Annotated in this window: 12 protein-coding genes; 9 read left to right on the top strand and 3 right to left on the bottom strand. The window is 68.0% G+C overall.

Annotated features, from left to right (window positions below; genetic code table 11):
• Positions 1 to 136: 136 nt before the first annotated feature.
• From ACWGKS_RS02870 to ACWGKS_RS02880, 3 genes are all read right to left on the bottom strand, one after another.
• Positions 137 to 1,345: a thioester domain-containing protein gene (locus tag ACWGKS_RS02870; protein WP_358513548.1), complete on the bottom strand. Its 1,209-nt coding sequence runs from the start codon at positions 1,343 to 1,345 to the stop codon at positions 137 to 139.
• 206 nt (positions 1,346 to 1,551) lie between these two features.
• On the bottom strand, positions 1,552 to 2,760 hold the full coding sequence (locus ACWGKS_RS02875) for a thioester domain-containing protein (protein ID WP_452521574.1): 1,209 nt from the start codon (positions 2,758 to 2,760) through the stop codon (positions 1,552 to 1,554).
• Between the two features lie 320 nt (positions 2,761 to 3,080).
• A complete protein-coding gene (locus tag ACWGKS_RS02880; RefSeq protein WP_358513552.1) occupies positions 3,081 to 4,247 on the bottom strand; it encodes a thioester domain-containing protein in 1,167 nt (388 codons plus the stop codon).
• Between the two features lie 249 nt (positions 4,248 to 4,496).
• Here ACWGKS_RS02880 and gatB point away from each other — a divergent pair, with 249 nt between their 5' ends.
• The 9 genes from gatB (at position 4,497) to ACWGKS_RS02925 (ending at position 15,883) form a co-directional block, all read left to right on the top strand.
• On the top strand, positions 4,497 to 6,008 hold the full coding sequence (gene gatB / locus ACWGKS_RS02885; protein ID WP_358513553.1) for an Asp-tRNA(Asn)/Glu-tRNA(Gln) amidotransferase subunit GatB: 1,512 nt from the start codon (positions 4,497 to 4,499) through the stop codon (positions 6,006 to 6,008).
• 358 nt (positions 6,009 to 6,366) lie between these two features.
• Positions 6,367 to 9,072 carry an EAL domain-containing protein gene (locus tag ACWGKS_RS02890; RefSeq protein WP_452521576.1) on the top strand — a complete coding sequence of 902 codons (2,706 nt, stop codon included), beginning with the start codon at positions 6,367 to 6,369 and terminating at the stop codon, positions 9,070 to 9,072.
• 73 nt (positions 9,073 to 9,145) lie between these two features.
• Positions 9,146 to 9,457: a hypothetical protein gene (locus tag ACWGKS_RS02895; RefSeq protein ID WP_358513557.1), complete on the top strand. Its 312-nt coding sequence runs from the start codon at positions 9,146 to 9,148 to the stop codon at positions 9,455 to 9,457.
• Positions 9,451 to 9,678 (top strand): hypothetical protein, encoded by a 228-nt coding sequence (locus ACWGKS_RS02900; RefSeq protein ID WP_358513558.1) that lies wholly within the window; start codon positions 9,451 to 9,453, stop codon positions 9,676 to 9,678. Before ACWGKS_RS02895 ends, ACWGKS_RS02900 begins: the two co-directional genes overlap by 7 nt.
• A gap of 340 nt (positions 9,679 to 10,018) precedes the next feature.
• Complete coding sequence (locus tag ACWGKS_RS02905) at positions 10,019 to 11,845, top strand: acetolactate synthase large subunit (RefSeq protein WP_358513559.1); 1,827 nt, start codon at positions 10,019 to 10,021, stop codon at positions 11,843 to 11,845.
• Between the two features lie 17 nt (positions 11,846 to 11,862).
• Positions 11,863 to 12,387 carry an acetolactate synthase small subunit gene (gene ilvN, locus ACWGKS_RS02910; RefSeq protein WP_358513561.1) on the top strand — a complete coding sequence of 175 codons (525 nt, stop codon included), beginning with the start codon at positions 11,863 to 11,865 and terminating at the stop codon, positions 12,385 to 12,387.
• Between the two features lie 35 nt (positions 12,388 to 12,422).
• Positions 12,423 to 13,418: a ketol-acid reductoisomerase gene (ilvC, locus tag ACWGKS_RS02915; RefSeq protein ID WP_452455773.1), complete on the top strand. Its 996-nt coding sequence runs from the start codon at positions 12,423 to 12,425 to the stop codon at positions 13,416 to 13,418.
• A 175-nt stretch (positions 13,419 to 13,593) separates the two neighbouring features.
• Positions 13,594 to 15,183: a phosphoglycerate dehydrogenase gene (gene serA / locus ACWGKS_RS02920; RefSeq protein ID WP_358513565.1), complete on the top strand. Its 1,590-nt coding sequence runs from the start codon at positions 13,594 to 13,596 to the stop codon at positions 15,181 to 15,183.
• 292 nt (positions 15,184 to 15,475) lie between these two features.
• Positions 15,476 to 15,883: a hypothetical protein gene (locus tag ACWGKS_RS02925; protein ID WP_358513567.1), complete on the top strand. Its 408-nt coding sequence runs from the start codon at positions 15,476 to 15,478 to the stop codon at positions 15,881 to 15,883.
• The last annotated feature ends 27 nt before the right edge of the window (positions 15,884 to 15,910 follow it).

The following is a 15,910-nucleotide window of genomic DNA, read 5'->3' on the forward strand; positions in this document are numbered from 1 at the left end:
AAAGTCAGGAACCTTCGGCACCTCTGGTGTGATAGCGAAAAAACGTGCTATCCCACCGCCGGCACCTCCCCGGGTTTCCAGAGAACAGGGCCTGACGGCGCCCGAACGGACACTTCTCGCGACCTGGGAAGCGGGCTTAGGCGTCGGTGACGTCAGCGGCGCCGGCCTTGCGCTTGCGGCTCAGGTAGATGGCGCCACCACCGGCACCGAGGGCGGCGATGCCCGCGGCGACCAGGCCGGCCAGCGCTCCACCGGTCACCGGCAGGGTGGGCTCGTCCTCCTTGCCGGGGGCGGGCTTGTCGTCCTCTTCCGGCTCGTCGGTCGGGGTCGGCTTGGGGGCCGGCTCGTCGGTCTCGTCCGGGGTGGGCTTCGGCTCCGGCTCGGGCTCGGGCTCCGGCTCGGGGGCGGGCTGGTCGGCCGCGGCCCACTCGACACCGGCACCGGCCTGGACGGAGGTCTCGGTGTCCTCGGCGGTGATCAGCGTCTGGGTCGGCTTGTCGGGGTCCTCACCCTTGAACAGACGACCCCGCTGGATGGTGGAGGTGGTCTCCAGGGAGAAGGACGCCTGGCCGGCCTCCGCCTCCTCGGGGATGGAGAAGCCGACCTTGTCGCCGTTGTCGACGGCGTCGACCTTCTCACCGGTCTCGACGTCGACCAGCTCGACGCCCTCGGGGGCGTCCAGGGTGACCGGGATCTCCGAAGCGGTGGTGGAGACCACGAACTCGCCGACGGTCTCACCGGCCTTGCCGGTGGCCGAGTCCGGGCTGACGCTCAGGGACGCCGGCGACTGGGCCAGCTCCTCGGCGTTCTCGACCAGGTAGTCGTAGACGGCCTTCACCGCCGGCTTGTTGCGCTGGTCCAGGGACGCGCCGTTGCTGAAGTGCCAGATGGCGGCCTGGGTGGCGCCCAGAGCCTCTTCGTCGCTGACTCGGATGTTGGTGTCGGCGGCGGAGGCCAGCTCCGAACCGGACAGGGCCGGGTAGCCGTGCTGGAGAATCCAGAGGACCTTGCCGGGCTCGGAGTCGGCGAACGCGCCCTTGCCGGGGTAGTTCGCCCAGTCGTCCTCGTTGTACCAGGCGTTGGACCGGATGCCGGTCTCGATGTCGATGCAGTAAGTGATGGCCTTACCGCCGGCCTCGACGTCCAGGTTGAACAGGTTGGTGCCGATGGTGCGCCCGTCCATGTGGACCGTCACACCGGACTGGTGGTTGCTCGTGTACTGAGCGCGCACCACGTCGCCGTTGTCGGCCGCGGCGGGGGCGGCCAGACCGAGGGCGAGGAACGCGGCGGCGGAGGCCGCGACACCCGCGCGGGAGAAGGCGCGGGGGGAGGGGGAGAGCTTCAAGTCGTGTCCTGTCGCTAGGTGTTGTGCCACGTGTGTACGACAGCGGGGAGGGAGGAGAACAGATGCCCGAGTGGGCGGAGAGGGTTTGGGCTCTTTGAGCCCGGTGGCACAACAGTACCGATTTGTTCCTGTCCGATAATACCGAAGGGGCCCGTCCTTTGGAACGGGCCCCTTCGGCTTACCGGCTGGTAAGGATGTGTCGGCTGTTACACGTCGGTGTCCTCAGCGGCGTCGCCGGCACCGGCCTTGCGCTTGCGGCTCAGGTAGATGGCGCCACCACCGGCACCGAGGGCGGCGATGCCCGCGGCGACCAGGCCGGCCAGCGCTCCACCGGTCACCGGCAGGGTGGGCTCGTCGCTCTCGGCCGGGGGAGTGGGCTTGTCGTCGCCCGGCTCACTGGGCTCCTCGCTCGGGGTCGGAGCAGGCTCGCTGGGCTCCTCGGTCGGAGTCGGGGTCGGGGTCGGCTCGGTCGGGGTCTCGCCCGCGGCCCAGGTGGCGGAGGCCGAAGCGGTGACCGAGGTCTCGTCACCGTCGACGGTGATCAGCGTCTGGGTGGGGACACTGGCGGACTTGCCCTGGAACAGACGGCCGGTCTCCACGGAGGAGGTCGCCTCCAGGGAGAAGGAGGCCTCGCCCGGCTCGGTGCCCTCGGGCACGGCGAAGCCGACCTTGTCGCCGTTGTCGACGGCGTCGACCTTCTCACCGGTCTCGACGTCGACCAGCTCGACACCCTCGGGGGCGTCCAGGGTGACCGGGATCTCCGCGGAGTTGGTGGAGATCTCGAACTCGCCGACGGTCGAACCGGCGGTGCCCTCGGCGGAGTTCGGGGTGATGCTCAGCGCGGCGCCGGGCTCCTCCTCGATGCTCTCGGCGTTGGCGGTCAGGTACTCGTAGACCGCCACGACGGCTTCGCTGTTGCCGTCGGAGAGGTCCATGTCGTTGCTGAAGTGCCAGATGGCGGCCTGGGTGGCACCGAGGGCGTCCTCGTTGCTCAGACCCTCGACACCCGCGGCCTCACCGAGGGCGGCGGCGTCGGTGTTCGGGTAGGCGTTCTGCAGGATCCACAGGACCTTGCCGGGCTCGGCGAACTCGCCCTTGCCCGGGTAGTCGGCCCAGTCGTCTTCCTTGTACTCGGCCTGACCGACGATGTTGGTCCGGAAGTCGATGCAGTACATCGTGAGGACGCTGCCGTCGGTCAGTTCCAGGTTGAACAGGCTGGTCGGGACCGAGCTGCCGCCCATGTGGACCTTGGGACCGCTCTCGGCGTTGCCGATGTAGGTGCCCTCGGCGGAACCTTCGTAGGTCTCGACCTCGTCGGCGGCCGCGGGGGCGGCCAGACCGAAGGCCAGGAAGGCGGCCGCGGAGGCCGCGAGGCCGGTGCGGCCGACGATGCGGGGGAGGGAGAAGTTACTCAAGTTGTTTCCCGGTGTCTTATTAGGGGTGAACCGGATGATCCGCCGGTGCGGAAGTGAATGGACGCCACGGTCGGGGTCAGGGGGCGCGGAGCCATTCAGGGGAGCGATCTCTCCGGGAGGGCCGTCAGACGCGGGAGGGGGCCGCGTGCTCCCTGGGTCGTCGATCGCCCGGCCGATACTAGCGAGACGGTTCGTGCTTTCCAACCCGCTTCACGAAAAATGTGGCCCATTACGGGCAAGTCCAAATCTGGGCAGGGCAAATCCGGATTGCGGCGAGATGTTATAGATCGAGGTCGGCGCGGTGAGGCTGTTTCGGCTGCCTAATCCCGACGCTTACGGCCCAGAACCAGGATGAGCAGGCCGGATACCACCAATGCACCCGCGATGACCAGGAGTCCCGACAGCCAGGTGCCGGTCAGGGCCAGACCATCCTCCTGATTTCGGTCCTCGTCTTTCGGGACCTCGGTCATGACTTCGGGTTCGTCCGCGGGTTCCTCGGCGGGTGCGGCCGTCGGCTCCGGTTCGGGGGTCGCCGGCTCGTCCGCGGTACCGGCCTCGGCGGGTTCCTCGGCGTGCCAGGTGACCGTCGCGGTGGTGGAACTGGTGGCGGTACCCGGTTCCGCGGTGATGAGCGGCTGGGTGCGCACCCCCTCGCGGCCGGTGAACAGACGCCCCTCCGGGAGGGGGACGCCCGGGCCGCGCGCGTGCACGGTGGCCACCCCGGCCGGTACCGACGGGTCGACGTCGAGGTAGACCTCGTCACCGTCGGAGACCTTCGAGACCTCCTGACCCGCGGAGTCCACGAGCCAGGACGCGGGTGCGCCGCGCACGGACACCTGCACATCCCCCTCACCCGAACTGGACACCGTCAACGGGCCCAAGGGCTCGCCCGGCGCGATCTCCTCCACCTGGGTGGGGGAGAGCTCCAACGATCGGGCGGTCGTGCCGCCCTCGGTGGCGGAGCTGCCCTCGACCAGGTGGTCGAAAAGGTGCAGCATCTCGTCGGAGTTGCCCTCGGTGCCGGGGTCCACGTCGTCCAACACGTGCCACAGCGCGGCCTGGGTGGCGGCGATCGCCGTGTGCTCCTCAAGGACCGGCAACCCGGCCTCGGAGGCCAACGACGTCAGCGGCAGGTTGGGGTAGGAGTGACGCACGATCCAGTTCGCGCGGTCGGCCGGGTCCGTCTCCCGGGCCGTGGCCGTCCACTCCGGGCGGTCCGCCCACGCGGACTCGACGTAGGCGGTACTCGGACGCACCTCCTCGTCCACCATCATCGCGTAGGCGCGCACAGAGTCCTCGTCGGCCACACGCAGGCTGAACAGGGCCGTCTGTAGTTCCCGGCCGTCTTCGAGCAGGACCGGGGCACCCGCCATCGGGTCGCGGTCCACGCGCGAGAAACCGTCGGCGTGGACGGGTGAAGTGGAGAGGGCGCCGATCAGCGTGCTCGCGCAAAGCAACGCGGCGCACCGACGCAGGATGCCGGACATGCTCAGGCGCTCCCGTGCGGAAGGGCGGTTGGGGCGACCCTGCCCCGACCGGCGAATTCGTGTTTCCTGGCAATCAAGACTAACGGTCCGGCACCCTGGGTGACGGTAGATCTCCTCCTTAGCGGCCCAATCGTGCGCTCGCCGTGACATCCGTTTGTCCCGCGAGGGTCGGGAACGGGCACAGAGGGCCCCTCGACCTCGGTAGGCTGACCTGGAAGGTATGTCCTCTACTGAAACGGGTTTGCGGCGATGGCCCACGCGGTAACTCCTAGCTTCGAGCAGGCGCTGACCAGGTACGAACCTGTGCTCGGCCTGGAGACCCACATCGAACTGGGCACCGCCTCCAAGATGTTCTGCTCATGCCCGACCGCGTTCGGTGCCGAGCCCAACACCCAGGTGTGCCCGGTGTGTCTGGCCTTCCCCGGCTCCTTGCCGGTGGTCAACGAGAAGGCGGTGGAGGGCGCGATCCGTCTGGGGTTGGCGCTCAACTGCTCCATCGCCCCATGGGGCAGGTTCGCGCGGAAGAACTACTTCTACCCGGACATGCCGAAGAACTACCAGATCTCGCAGTACGACGAGCCGATCTGCGTCGACGGACACCTGGACGTCACGGTCGACACCCCCGACGGCCCGCGCGAGTTCCGCATCGAGATCGAGCGCGTGCACATGGAGGAGGACACCGGCAAGTCCTCCCACGTGGGTGGTTCCACCGGGCGGATCCACGGCGCCAGCCACTCCAACGTGGACTACAACCGCGCCGGCATCCCGTTGCTGGAGATCGTCACCAAGCCCATCACCGGCACCGGTGGGCTCGCCCCGCTGGTGGCCCGCGCCTACGCCGCCGAGCTGCGCGACCTGGTCCGTTCCCTGGGCATCTCCGACGTGCGCATGGAGGAGGGCTCCATGCGCTGCGACGTGAACGTGTCCATCAACGAGATCGGTGCCTCGAAGTGGGGCACCCGTAGCGAGACCAAGAACGTCAACTCGCTTCGCTCGGTGGAACGCTCCGTGACCTCGGAGATCGAGCGTCAGGCCGGCGTGCTCGACGCGGGGGAGCGCGTGGTCCAGGAGACCCGCCACTTCCAGGAGCAGCTGGGCCGTAGCACCTCGGGCCGCTCCAAGGAGGAGGCCCAGGACTACCGCTACTTCCCGGACCCCGACCTGGTCCCTGTCGCTCCGTCGGCCGAGTGGATCGAGGAACTGCGCGCCACCCTGCCCGAGCTGCCCGCCGCCCAGCGGGCCCGGATCAAGACCGAGTGGAAGCTCACCGACACCGAGCTGCGCGACCTGGTCAACGCCGACGCCATCGTTCTGGTGGAGGCCACCGTGGCCGAGGGTGCACCCTCGGCCGAGGCCCGCAAGCTGTGGCTGAACGAGCTCTCGCGCCGCGCGACCGAGCAAGAGGTGGAGCTGGGCGCGCTGCCCATCACCCCCGCGCAGGTGGCCCGGATCATCGCGCTGGTCGCCGAGGGTACGCTCACCAACAAGCTCGCCCGTCAGGTGGTCGAGGGTGTCCTCGCCGGCGAGGGCGAGCCCGACGCCGTGGTGGAGGCGCGCGGCCTCAAGGTCGTCAGCGACGACGGTGCGCTCGGTGCGGCCGTCGACGAGGCGATCGCGGCCAACCCCGACGCCGCGGACAAGGTGCGCGGTGGCAAGGTCGCCGCGGCCGGCGCCCTGGTCGGCGCTGTCATGAAGGCCACCCGTGGTCAGGCCGACGCGGGCCGGGCCCGCGAACTCATCCTGGAGAAGCTCTCCGGCTGAGCCGAGGTTCCCGCCTTGGACCCGGCACCCGCAACGGTGTCGGTCCGAGGCTTACACGGAGCCTTCCAGGCTTCATGCGGCGTCGTGGGGCGGCAGGGGCCCCGCGGCGCCGATCCCTTTTTCAGGAGCGGGGTCAGGGACGGGGCGGGTGCGGGGGACGGGTTGAACCTGAAACCGAGGTGACCGAGAGTAGCCGTTCCGTCGCCATCTCTCAGCCGGTCCTCAATCGCCGTGTGACCTTGGTTGCGTAGGGTGTCCATGCATGGGGTGCGTGCGTTCCACCGCGTCCTGAGTCGAGAAATACACGAGGTGGGTGCTCCATGTCCGAGGAGAGAGCCAGGCGTTGGGGAGGCCCCTGATGGGTCTCAAGGCACGCCGGCTTGCGGTGTTCGGTTTGGGCGCGCTCTTTCTCCTCTATCTCCTGGGGACGTTGATCCCGGCGGGGGAGAGTACGGTCGCGGACTCCCTCGGGCAGTGGCCCGGGGCCGTGGTCGCGGGCGCCGCGGGCGCGTCCCTGTTGTTGGCCGCCAAACGCTGGGCTCGAACCGGAGCCGACCGGGACGCGCACGTCGACGGGGCGGACGGCCCGGCCGCGCTGAGGTTCCTCGGCTTCTCGGCCCTGGCCTGGTGCGCGGGTGCCCTGACCCACGCCATCACCCGGACGTTCAGCGCCGGGTCGGTCTTCTCCCTCACCCTGGGCGACCTGTTCGCCTTGGTCGCGCTGCCACTCTTCGTGATCGGTTTCACCAAGTTCGCGCCTTGGCCGGGTGGACTGCGCACGGCGATCCGGCACATCACCGACAGCTACGTGTGCGCCGCCGCGGTGTTCTCCGTGGTGTGGGTCCTGTTGTTCTCGCCGTTGTACGAGGAGCTGGGCCAAGGGGCGGGGCTGCTCGGGTTCGCGCTGGTGTACCCGGTGGCCGACATCGTGGTGTTGTGCCTGCTCATCCCGCTGGTGTTCATGTCGCCGCACAGCACCCGGCGCGCGGTGCTGGTGGCGACCGGAGCCCTCATCGCCATCGCCGCCTCCGACATGATCGGCGCGGTCACCCGCCTCACCGGGCCGCCGGTGGCCGGGGGGATCGAACAGCCGGTGCGGTTCCTGGGCTTCGCGCTGTTGGGCGCGCTTCCGTGGCTGGTGGAGCACCGGCCGGGCGCCGAGCCGCGCCGGATCACCGGACGTGGGCTGTACCGGTTCGCCCCCGAGTTCGCCGCCCTGGCCTCGGTCCTGGCCGCCACCGTCGTGCTCACCGCCGGGGCGTTGCGGATGTCCGAGGTCGCCGCGGTCCTGCCGATCGCCGCGGGCACCGCCGTGATCGTGCTCGTGGTGCGCGTGCTGGGAATGCTGGAGGAGAACGCCACCCTCACCCGCATGGTCCGCAACCGTGAGGGGCACTTCAACGAACTGGCCCGCAACAGCGGCGACGTCATCCTGGTGCTGGATCGCGACGGCGGGGTGTTCTACCTCAGCCCGGGCACCGCCGAGGCGTTCGGCTACCGGCTGGACGACGTGCTCGCCGCGCCGGTGACCACGCTCATCCACCCCGAGGACCTGTCGCGCACCAACGCCGTCCTGGACCTGTTCGGCCAACGCAGCGGCCAGGGGGTGCACCTGCGGCTGCGGGTACGGGCCGCGGACGGGACCTGGCGGCACACCGAGTCCACCGTCTCGCTCTACGAACAGCCCGGCGAACCCGACCGGCTGCTGGTGACCACCCGCGACATCAGTGCTCAGGTGGCCCTGCAGGACCAGGTGGAGCACCTGACCTTCCACGATGGTGTGACGGGCCTGCCCAACCGGGCCTATCTGGAGGAGAGGGCCAGCGACGTGCTGGCGCACCGGGCCATCAACGACGAGCACACCGGCGACGTCGCGGTGATCTTCCTGGACCTGGACGGGTTCACGGCGGTCAACGACTCCGCCGGACACGTGCGGGGCGACCACATGCTGGGGCAGGCCGCGCGCCGGTTGCGCGGTGAGCTGGACTCCAACGCCACCCTGGCGCGCTGGGGCGGCGACGAGTTCGCGGTCCTGGTCGAGGACGTTCCCAAGGCCCAGCGCGTGGTGGACCTGGCCGAACGTCTGGGCCGGGTGATCGCCTCCGAACCCTTCCAGGTGGCCGACCGCGACATCCTGCTGACCGCGAGCATCGGGGTGGCCTTCGCCGAACCCTCCACGGACAGCGGTGAGCTGCTGCGCAACGCCGACGTGGCGATGACCCGGGCCAAGGAGCGCGGCGCGGGCAACGTCGAGGTCTACGCGGCCCACATGCACGACATGGTCGTGTCCCGGCTGGAGTTGCAGATCCGGCTGCGCCAGGCGCTCAGCAACGGTGAGTTCTTCCTGGAGTACCAGCCGATCGTGGACCTGGGGACGTCCCAGGTCACCGCGGTGGAGGCGTTGGTGCGCTGGGACCGTGACGGCGAGGTCGTCGGCCCGGACGCGTTCATCGGCGCGGCCGAGGAGTCGGGGCTGATCGTGCCGCTGGGGGAGTGGATCCTGCGTGAGGCCTGCGAGAAGGTCGCCGTGTGGCGGGTCTCGGACTGGGACATCGGCCTGTCGGTGAACCTCTCGGTCAAGCAGGTGCTGTCGCCCCGCTTCGTGCGTGCCGTGGAGGGCGTCCTCAACGAGACGGGCCTGTCCTCGGAGGTGCTGACCCTGGAGGTGGACGAGGAGGTCCTCCTCGACGACCAGGGTGACGCGGTGGAGCGCCTCGGCGAGCTCCGCGGCCTGGGTGTTCGGCTGGCCATCGACGACTACGGCATGGGGTACGCGTCCCTGGCCCACCTGCGGGAGTTGAGCGTGGACGCCATCAAGATCGACCCTTCGTTCATCGCCGACCTGGGCCGCGATGACACGGTCACCCTGCTCACCCACACGATCGTCCAACTGGGACGGGACCTGGGCGTCCAGGTGGTCGCCGAGGGCATCGAACGCCCCGAGCAGCTGGAGCAGTTGCGGGTGATGGGTTGCGACCACGGACAGGGTTTCCTGGTGGCCCGCCCGATGCCCGCGAGCGGTGTGGAGTCCCTCGTCGGTGGCGAAGCCGGCGTCAACCTGTAGGACGAACCACCACCAAACCGGATGTAGCGCTGTTCACCTGCGGAGACGCGGATATGGGCGCTAATTTTCCGGCATGCCCTCTCATCAGCACGAGTTCCCACTCGACCTGATCCGCAACGATCCCGCGTCTGTGGTCGAACTCCTCAAGGAGATCACCGGTAAGCCGTTGCCGGAGTTCACCCGTGTCCGTTGCGACTCCGCCGAGGCCACGAGCACGGCGCTGACTCACCTGACCTCGGATTCGGTGGTGGTCTGCGAACGGCCGCCCTACCCGCACGAGAAGCGGGACGATCCGGTTCCCGTTCTGGGGATCATCGTCGAACCTATGCGCTCGCGGCCCTCTCCGTCGCGGCTCCCGGAGCATTGGAGAAGCTCATCATGCTGAAGGACTACGAGTTCAAGACCGAACTGATCGGGCGGCCTTTCCGAGAGGGGCGCGCGGAGGGGCGTGTCGAGGCCTTGCTCGGGTTCCTTGAGGCCAGGGAGATCAAGGTGTCCGAGGCGGCTCGGGAACGGATCACCGGCACCACCGACATCGCCGTTCTGGACGCGATGTTGCGCAAGGCGGCACACGTCGAGCGGGTCGAGGACCTCTTCGGGGAGTAGTTCGAGATGGACTGTTAAGTCCGGCTCGGGGTGGATGTGTCCGACCCCTGTCACGTGTTCTGTGTTACACGCGGCAGGGGTCCTTCGTGTATATATGCAGGCCAGGGCGTTTCTCGGTGGTTCGAGTCTCGCCGGATGCTGAAATCGGCGTCTTGCATGGTGAGACAATACGTGGAACCGGTTGACGCGAACGGGCCCCTTCGGCCAATGTTGACAGCGTGCAGAACAACCTCCTGATTCTCGTACTTGGTCGGCGCGCAGCCCACTGAGTTTCTTCTGCTGCGCGCCACCCCTCGACCGCCACCGGGCGGTGGGGGTTTTTTTATTGCCGCACCAGGCCATGAGACCGGAAACCACCACTTCCAGAGCCCCACCGCCGCTCTGGACATCGCTGAAGGATCTTGAGATGACCGAGCAGATGACCGGCGCCCAATCGCTGATCAGGTCGCTGGAGCACGTCGGCGTTGACACTGTCTTCGGGATTCCCGGCGGCGCCATCCTCCCCGCGTACGACCCCCTCTACGATTCGGCCAAGGTGCGCCACATCCTGATGCGCCACGAGCAGGGGGCGGGGCACGCGGCCGAGGGCTACGCCTACGCCACGGGACGCCCCGGGGTCTGTATGGCCACCAGCGGTCCAGGTGCCACCAACCTGGTCACGCCGCTGGCCGACGCCCACATGGACTCCGTCCCGATGGTCGCCATCACCGGCCAGGTCGCCGCCCCGATGATCGGCACCGACGCCTTCCAGGAAGCCGACATCTGCGGCATCACGATGCCGATCACCAAGCACAACTTCCTGGTCAAGGACGTGCGCGACATCCCGCGCACCATCGCCGAGGCCTTCCACATCGCCTCCAGCGGTCGCCCCGGTCCGGTCCTGGTCGACATCTCCAAGGACGCCCTACAGGCCGCCGCCGAGTTCGTCTGGCCCGAGCGCCTGGACCTGCCCGGCTACCGCCCGGTCACCAAGCCGCACGGCAAGCAGGTCCGCGAGGCCGCCCGGATGATCGCCGAGGCCAAGCGCCCCGTCCTGTACGTGGGCGGAGGGGTCCTGCGCGCCAACGCCGCCGCCGAACTGCGGGTCCTGGCCGAACTCACCGGCGTCCCCGTGGTCACCACCCTGATGGCCCGCGGTGTCTTCCCCGACTCGCACCCGCAGTACGTGGGCATGCCGGGCATGCACGGCGACGTCGCCGCCGTCGGAGCGCTGCAGCAGGCCGACCTCATCTTCGCCCTGGGCGCTCGCTTCGACGACCGCGTCACCGGCCGGCTGGACAGCTTCGCCCCCGACGCCAAGGTCGTCCACGCCGACATCGACCCCGCCGAGATCTCCAAGAACCGGCACGCGGACGTTCCCATCGTCGGCGACGCCCGAGAGGTCCTCGCCGATATGGTCGTGGCCGTGCGCGCCGACCAGGAGAAGGGCCGCCAGGGCGACTACGAGGCCTGGTGGAACCGGCTGAACCAGCTGCGCACCACCTACCCCAAGGGCTACGACGTCCCCGACGACGACTCCCTGTCGCCGCAGGCCGTCATCGAGCGCCTGGGCCAGGTCGTGGGCCCCGAGGCCACCTACGTGGCGGGCGTCGGCCAGCACCAGATGTGGGCCGCGCAGTTCATCGACTACGAGCGCCCCGGCTCCTTCGTCAACTCCGGTGGTCTGGGCACCATGGGCTTCTCCGTCCCGGCCGCCCTGGGCGCCAAGGCCGGCGACCCCGACCGCGTGGTCTGGGCGGTCGACGGCGACGGCTGCTTCCAGATGACCAACCAGGAACTCGCCACCTGCGCCGTCGAGGGCATCCCGATCAAGGTCGCCATCGTCAACAACGGCAACCTGGGCATGGTCCGCCAGTGGCAGACCCTGTTCTACGAGGGCCGCTACTCCAACACCGACCTGCAGACCTCACCGAAGGACGAGAAGGTCCGGATTCCGGACTTCGTGCGCCTGTCCGAGGCCTACGGTTGTGTCGGACTGCGTTGCGAACGCCCCGAGGACATCGACGCCACCATCGAGAAGGCGATGTCGATCAACGACGTCCCAGTGGTCGTCGACTTCACCGTCAACCACGACGCCATGGTCTGGCCGATGGTCGGTCCCGGCGTCAGCAACGACAACATCCAGTACGCGCGGGACATGGCGCCGAACTGGGAACACCAGGACTAGGAGAAGGCCGAACAAGCATGAGCAGTCACACGCTTTCCGTTCTGGTGGAGGACACCCCGGGCATCCTCGCCCGAGCCTCCGCTCTCTTCTCCCGTCGTGGGTTCAACATCGACTCACTCAGTGTCAGCACCACTGAGTACCCCGGTCTGTCCAGGATGACGATCGCGGTCAACTGCGACCTCCACCCTTTGGAGCAGGTGACCAAACAGCTCAACAAGCTGGTCAACGTCGTCAAGATCGTGGAGATGGACACCACCGCGTCGGTGCAGCGCGAGCTGCTCTTGATCAAGGTCAAGGCCGACGCGAACAGCCGCACCCATGTGCTTCAGACGGCCGAGCTCTTCCGCGCGCATGTCGTGGACGTCAGCCCGGACGTCGTCGTCATCGAGGCCACCGGCGACCCCGAGAAACTCGATGCCCTGGTCAAGAATCTGGAACCCTTCGGAATCAGGGAACTGGTCAAGTCAGGGCTGGTCGCCCTGGGCCGGGGACCGCGTTCGATCACCGACCGCTCCCTGCGAGCGATCGAACGCAGCGCCTGAGCCCCCGAGAACGCAGAAACAAGGAGTAATCCCAAGTGGCAGCAGAGATGTACTACGACGACGCCGCGGACCTCGCGCTCATCCAGAGCAAGAAGGTCGCCGTGATCGGTTACGGCAGCCAGGGTCACGCGCACGCGCTGTCGCTGCGGGACTCGGGCGTGGACGTCCGCATCGGTCTGGCCGAAGGCTCCAAGAGCCGGGCCAAGGTCGAGGAGGAGGGCCTGCGCGTCCTCACCCCCGCGGAGGCCACCCGCGAGGCCGACGTCATCATGATCCTGGTCCCCGACCACATCCAGCGTGACCTCTACACCGAGGAGATCGCCCCCAACCTGGAAGCCGGCAACGCGCTGTTCTTCGCGCACGGTTTCAGCATCCGCTATGGCCTCATCAAGGCCCCCGAGGGTGTCGACGTCGCCATGGTCGCCCCGAAGGGCCCCGGCCACCTGGTCCGTCGCCAGTACGAGGCCGGGCGCGGCGTGCCCTGCCTGGTCGCGGTCGAGAGGGACGACAGCGGACAGGCCTGGGACCTGGCCCTGTCCTGGGCCAAGGGCATCGGCGGCACCAAGGCCGGCGTCATCAAGACCACCTTCACCGAGGAGACCGAGACCGACCTGTTCGGTGAGCAGACGGTGCTGTGCGGTGGCACGGAGGAGCTGGTCAAGGCCGGTTTCGCCACCCTCGTGGAGGCGGGCTACCAGCCGGAGATCGCCTACTTCGAGTGCCTGCACGAGCTGAAGCTGATCGTCGACCTCCTGTACGAGGGCGGCATCTCCAAGATGAACTGGTCGATCTCGGACAACGCCGAGTACGGCGGCTACACCCGTGGCCCGCGTCTGATCACCGAGCAGACCCGCGAGGAGATGCGCAAGATCCTCGGCGAGATCCAGGACGGCACCTACGCCAAGGAGCTCATGGACGAGTTCGACAACGGCAAGCCGACCTTCACCAAGCGTCGTGAGGCCGAGCAGGCCGAGCAGATCGAGAAGGTGGGCGCCGAGCTGCGTCCGCTGATGAGCTGGCTCAAGGCCTGAAGCTCACGGGATTCGTGATCGAGGGGGGAAGGTGAGACATCTTTCCCCCCTTTTTCCGCCCCTTGCCCAGTGGGCTTCCCTACCCCACAGGTAGACTTTGGATCGGCCGTCACACCCGATTCGGGCAGCGCCTCCACCTGCGCGATCGGGTCGCACCACCTGAAAAGGAACCGTTGTGCCCAAACCCGTCGTACTCGTCGCGGAAAAGCTCTCGCCCGCCGGAATCGCGCTTCTCGAAGAGGACTTCGAAGTCCGTCATGTGGACGGTGCGGACCGGTCCCTGCTCCTTCCCGCCCTGACCGGCGTCGACGCCCTGATCGTGCGCAGCGCGACCCAGGTGGACGCCGAGGCCGTCGGCGCGGCCGATCGCCTCCAGGTCGTGGCCCGCGCGGGTGTGGGCCTGGACAACGTCGACGTGGACGCGGCCACCAAGGCCGGCGTGCTCGTCGTCAACGCCCCCACCTCCAACATCATCAGCGCCGCCGAGCAGGCCATCAACCTGCTGCTGGCCAGCGCCCGTAACACCGCCCCCGCGCACAACGCCCTCATCAACGGTGAGTGGAAGCGCTCCAAGTACACGGGTGTGGAGCTGTACGAGAAGGTCGTCGGCGTGGTCGGCCTCGGCCGTATCGGCGCGCTGGTCGCCCAGCGCCTGCTCGCGTTCGGCACCAAGGTCATCGCCTACGACCCGTTCGTGCAGCCGGCCCGCGCCGCGCAGATCGGCGTGGAGATGACCACGCTCGACGACCTCTTGGCGCGCGCCGACTTCATCACCATCCACCTGCCCAAGAACAAGGACACCCTGGGCCTCATCGGCGACGAGGCGCTGTCCAAGGTCAAGCCCTCGGTCCGGGTCATCAACGCCGCGCGCGGCGGCATCCTCGACGAGGACGCCCTGTACCGGGCCATCAAGGAGGGGCGCGTGGCCGGCGCGGGCATCGACGTGTTCGCCAAGGAGCCGACCACCGACAGCCCGCTGTTCGAGTTCGAGAACGTCGTGGTGGCCCCGCACCTGGGCGCCAGCACCTCCGAGGCGCAGGAGAAGGCCGGTACCCAGGTCGCCCGTTCGGTGAAGCTGGCCCTGTCGGGCGAGTTCGTGCCGGACGCGGTGAACGTGCAGGGCACCGGCGTGGCCGAGGAGATCAAGCCGGGTCTGCCGCTCACCGAGAAGCTGGGTCGGGTGTTCACGTCGCTGGCCGGCGCGCTCGCCGCCCGCATCGACGTCGAGGTGCGGGGCGAGATCGCCCAGCACGACGTGAAGGTGCTGGAGTTGGCCGCGCTCAAGGGTGTGTTCACCGACGTGGTCGAGGACACCGTGACGTTCGTGAACGCGCCGTTGTTGGCCAAGGAGCGCGGGGTCGAGGTCAACCTCGTGACCAGCGACGACAGCAGCGACTGGCGCAACCTGATCTCGGTGCGCGGTGTGCTGGCCGACGGCACCCGGGTGTCGGTCTCCGGTACCCTCACCGGTCCCCGTCAGACCGAGAAGCTGGTGGAGATCAACAACTACACGATGGAGATCGGCCTCGACGAGCACATGGTGTTCCTCTCCTACGAGGACCGCCCCGGCATCGTCGGCAAGGTCGGCGCGCTGCTCGGTGATTCCGAGGTCAACATCGCGGGCATGCAGGTCATCCGGGACAAGGAGGGCGGCAAGGCGCTGATCGCGCTGACCGTCGACTCCGCGGTGCCGGACGAGATCCTGATCTCGATCGGCGCGGAGATCGAGGCGGACATAGTCCGCCAGATCGACCTGGAGAACTGACTCCGGGCCGGTGGTACGGGGCCGTTCCGTCCAGATTTCGTTAATCGATCTCTGGTCGGGGCGGCCTTTCTGTTGTGTTAATGGCCTTATGTGTTACTGGGGATGATCGTTCCTAATTGCCGATTCGGTGTTTGAATGTGCATCAAGAATTGGCAAAATTATGGGACGTGCATCTGTTCGGAACTTGCTGCCTCCGGGATAGTGGAATCGTGTCCTCGGGCCGGCCGCATGTGAGCGTTCTTCGTGGTCGGTTTTGGAGGAACCCCACCGATCTGTTCGAATGGAGCTCGAATTGCGATTTCTGCGACGTCGTCCTGTTCTCCTGTTCCTGTCTTCCACGGTCGCGGTGTCCACGATGCTCGGACTGTTGTTCGCTCAAGGGCTGATCGACGTTTGGTCGGCCGTGCAGATCACGGCTCTGGCGGCGCTCTCCGGCCTGGTGGTGCTGCTCGTGATCCAGGTGCGGCGTACCACTGTTCAGATCAGGCAATTGCGACGTGGTTTCGATCGACAGGTGCGAGAGGTCGCCGAGATCGCTGGGGAGAATCGGGCCGAACTGTTCGGCCGGGCCGATGAGTTGACCGATCGATTGGACTCCGTGGCCGATTCGGTGACCGAACTGCGCACGGAGATCCGTGACGGGTTGTCCGATGTGCAGGTATTCGGGGGTGCCTCGGTGGCCGCTCGGGTGGTCTCGTGATGGATGGAGTTCTGGCCGAGGCCCTCG

It is taken from the genome of Nocardiopsis sp. NPDC055879, assembly GCF_053615935.1.

What these genes read in the sequence shown, in the direction of transcription:
- ACWGKS_RS02880 (WP_358513552.1), bottom strand. Translation starts at nt 4,247, where the DNA reads ATGTCCGGCATCCTGCGTCGGTGCGCCGCGTTGCTTTGCGCGAGCACG.
- gatB (WP_358513553.1), top strand. Translation starts at nt 4,497, where the DNA reads ATGGCCCACGCGGTAACTCCTAGCTTCGAGCAGGCGCTGACCAGGTAC.
- ACWGKS_RS02890 (WP_452521576.1), top strand. Translation starts at nt 6,367, where the DNA reads ATGGGTCTCAAGGCACGCCGGCTTGCGGTGTTCGGTTTGGGCGCGCTC.
- ACWGKS_RS02895 (WP_358513557.1), top strand. Translation starts at nt 9,146, where the DNA reads ATGCCCTCTCATCAGCACGAGTTCCCACTCGACCTGATCCGCAACGAT.
- ACWGKS_RS02900 (WP_358513558.1), top strand. Translation starts at nt 9,451, where the DNA reads ATGCTGAAGGACTACGAGTTCAAGACCGAACTGATCGGGCGGCCTTTC.
- ACWGKS_RS02905 (WP_358513559.1), top strand. Translation starts at nt 10,019, where the DNA reads ATGAGACCGGAAACCACCACTTCCAGAGCCCCACCGCCGCTCTGGACA.
- ilvN (WP_358513561.1), top strand. Translation starts at nt 11,863, where the DNA reads ATGAGCAGTCACACGCTTTCCGTTCTGGTGGAGGACACCCCGGGCATC.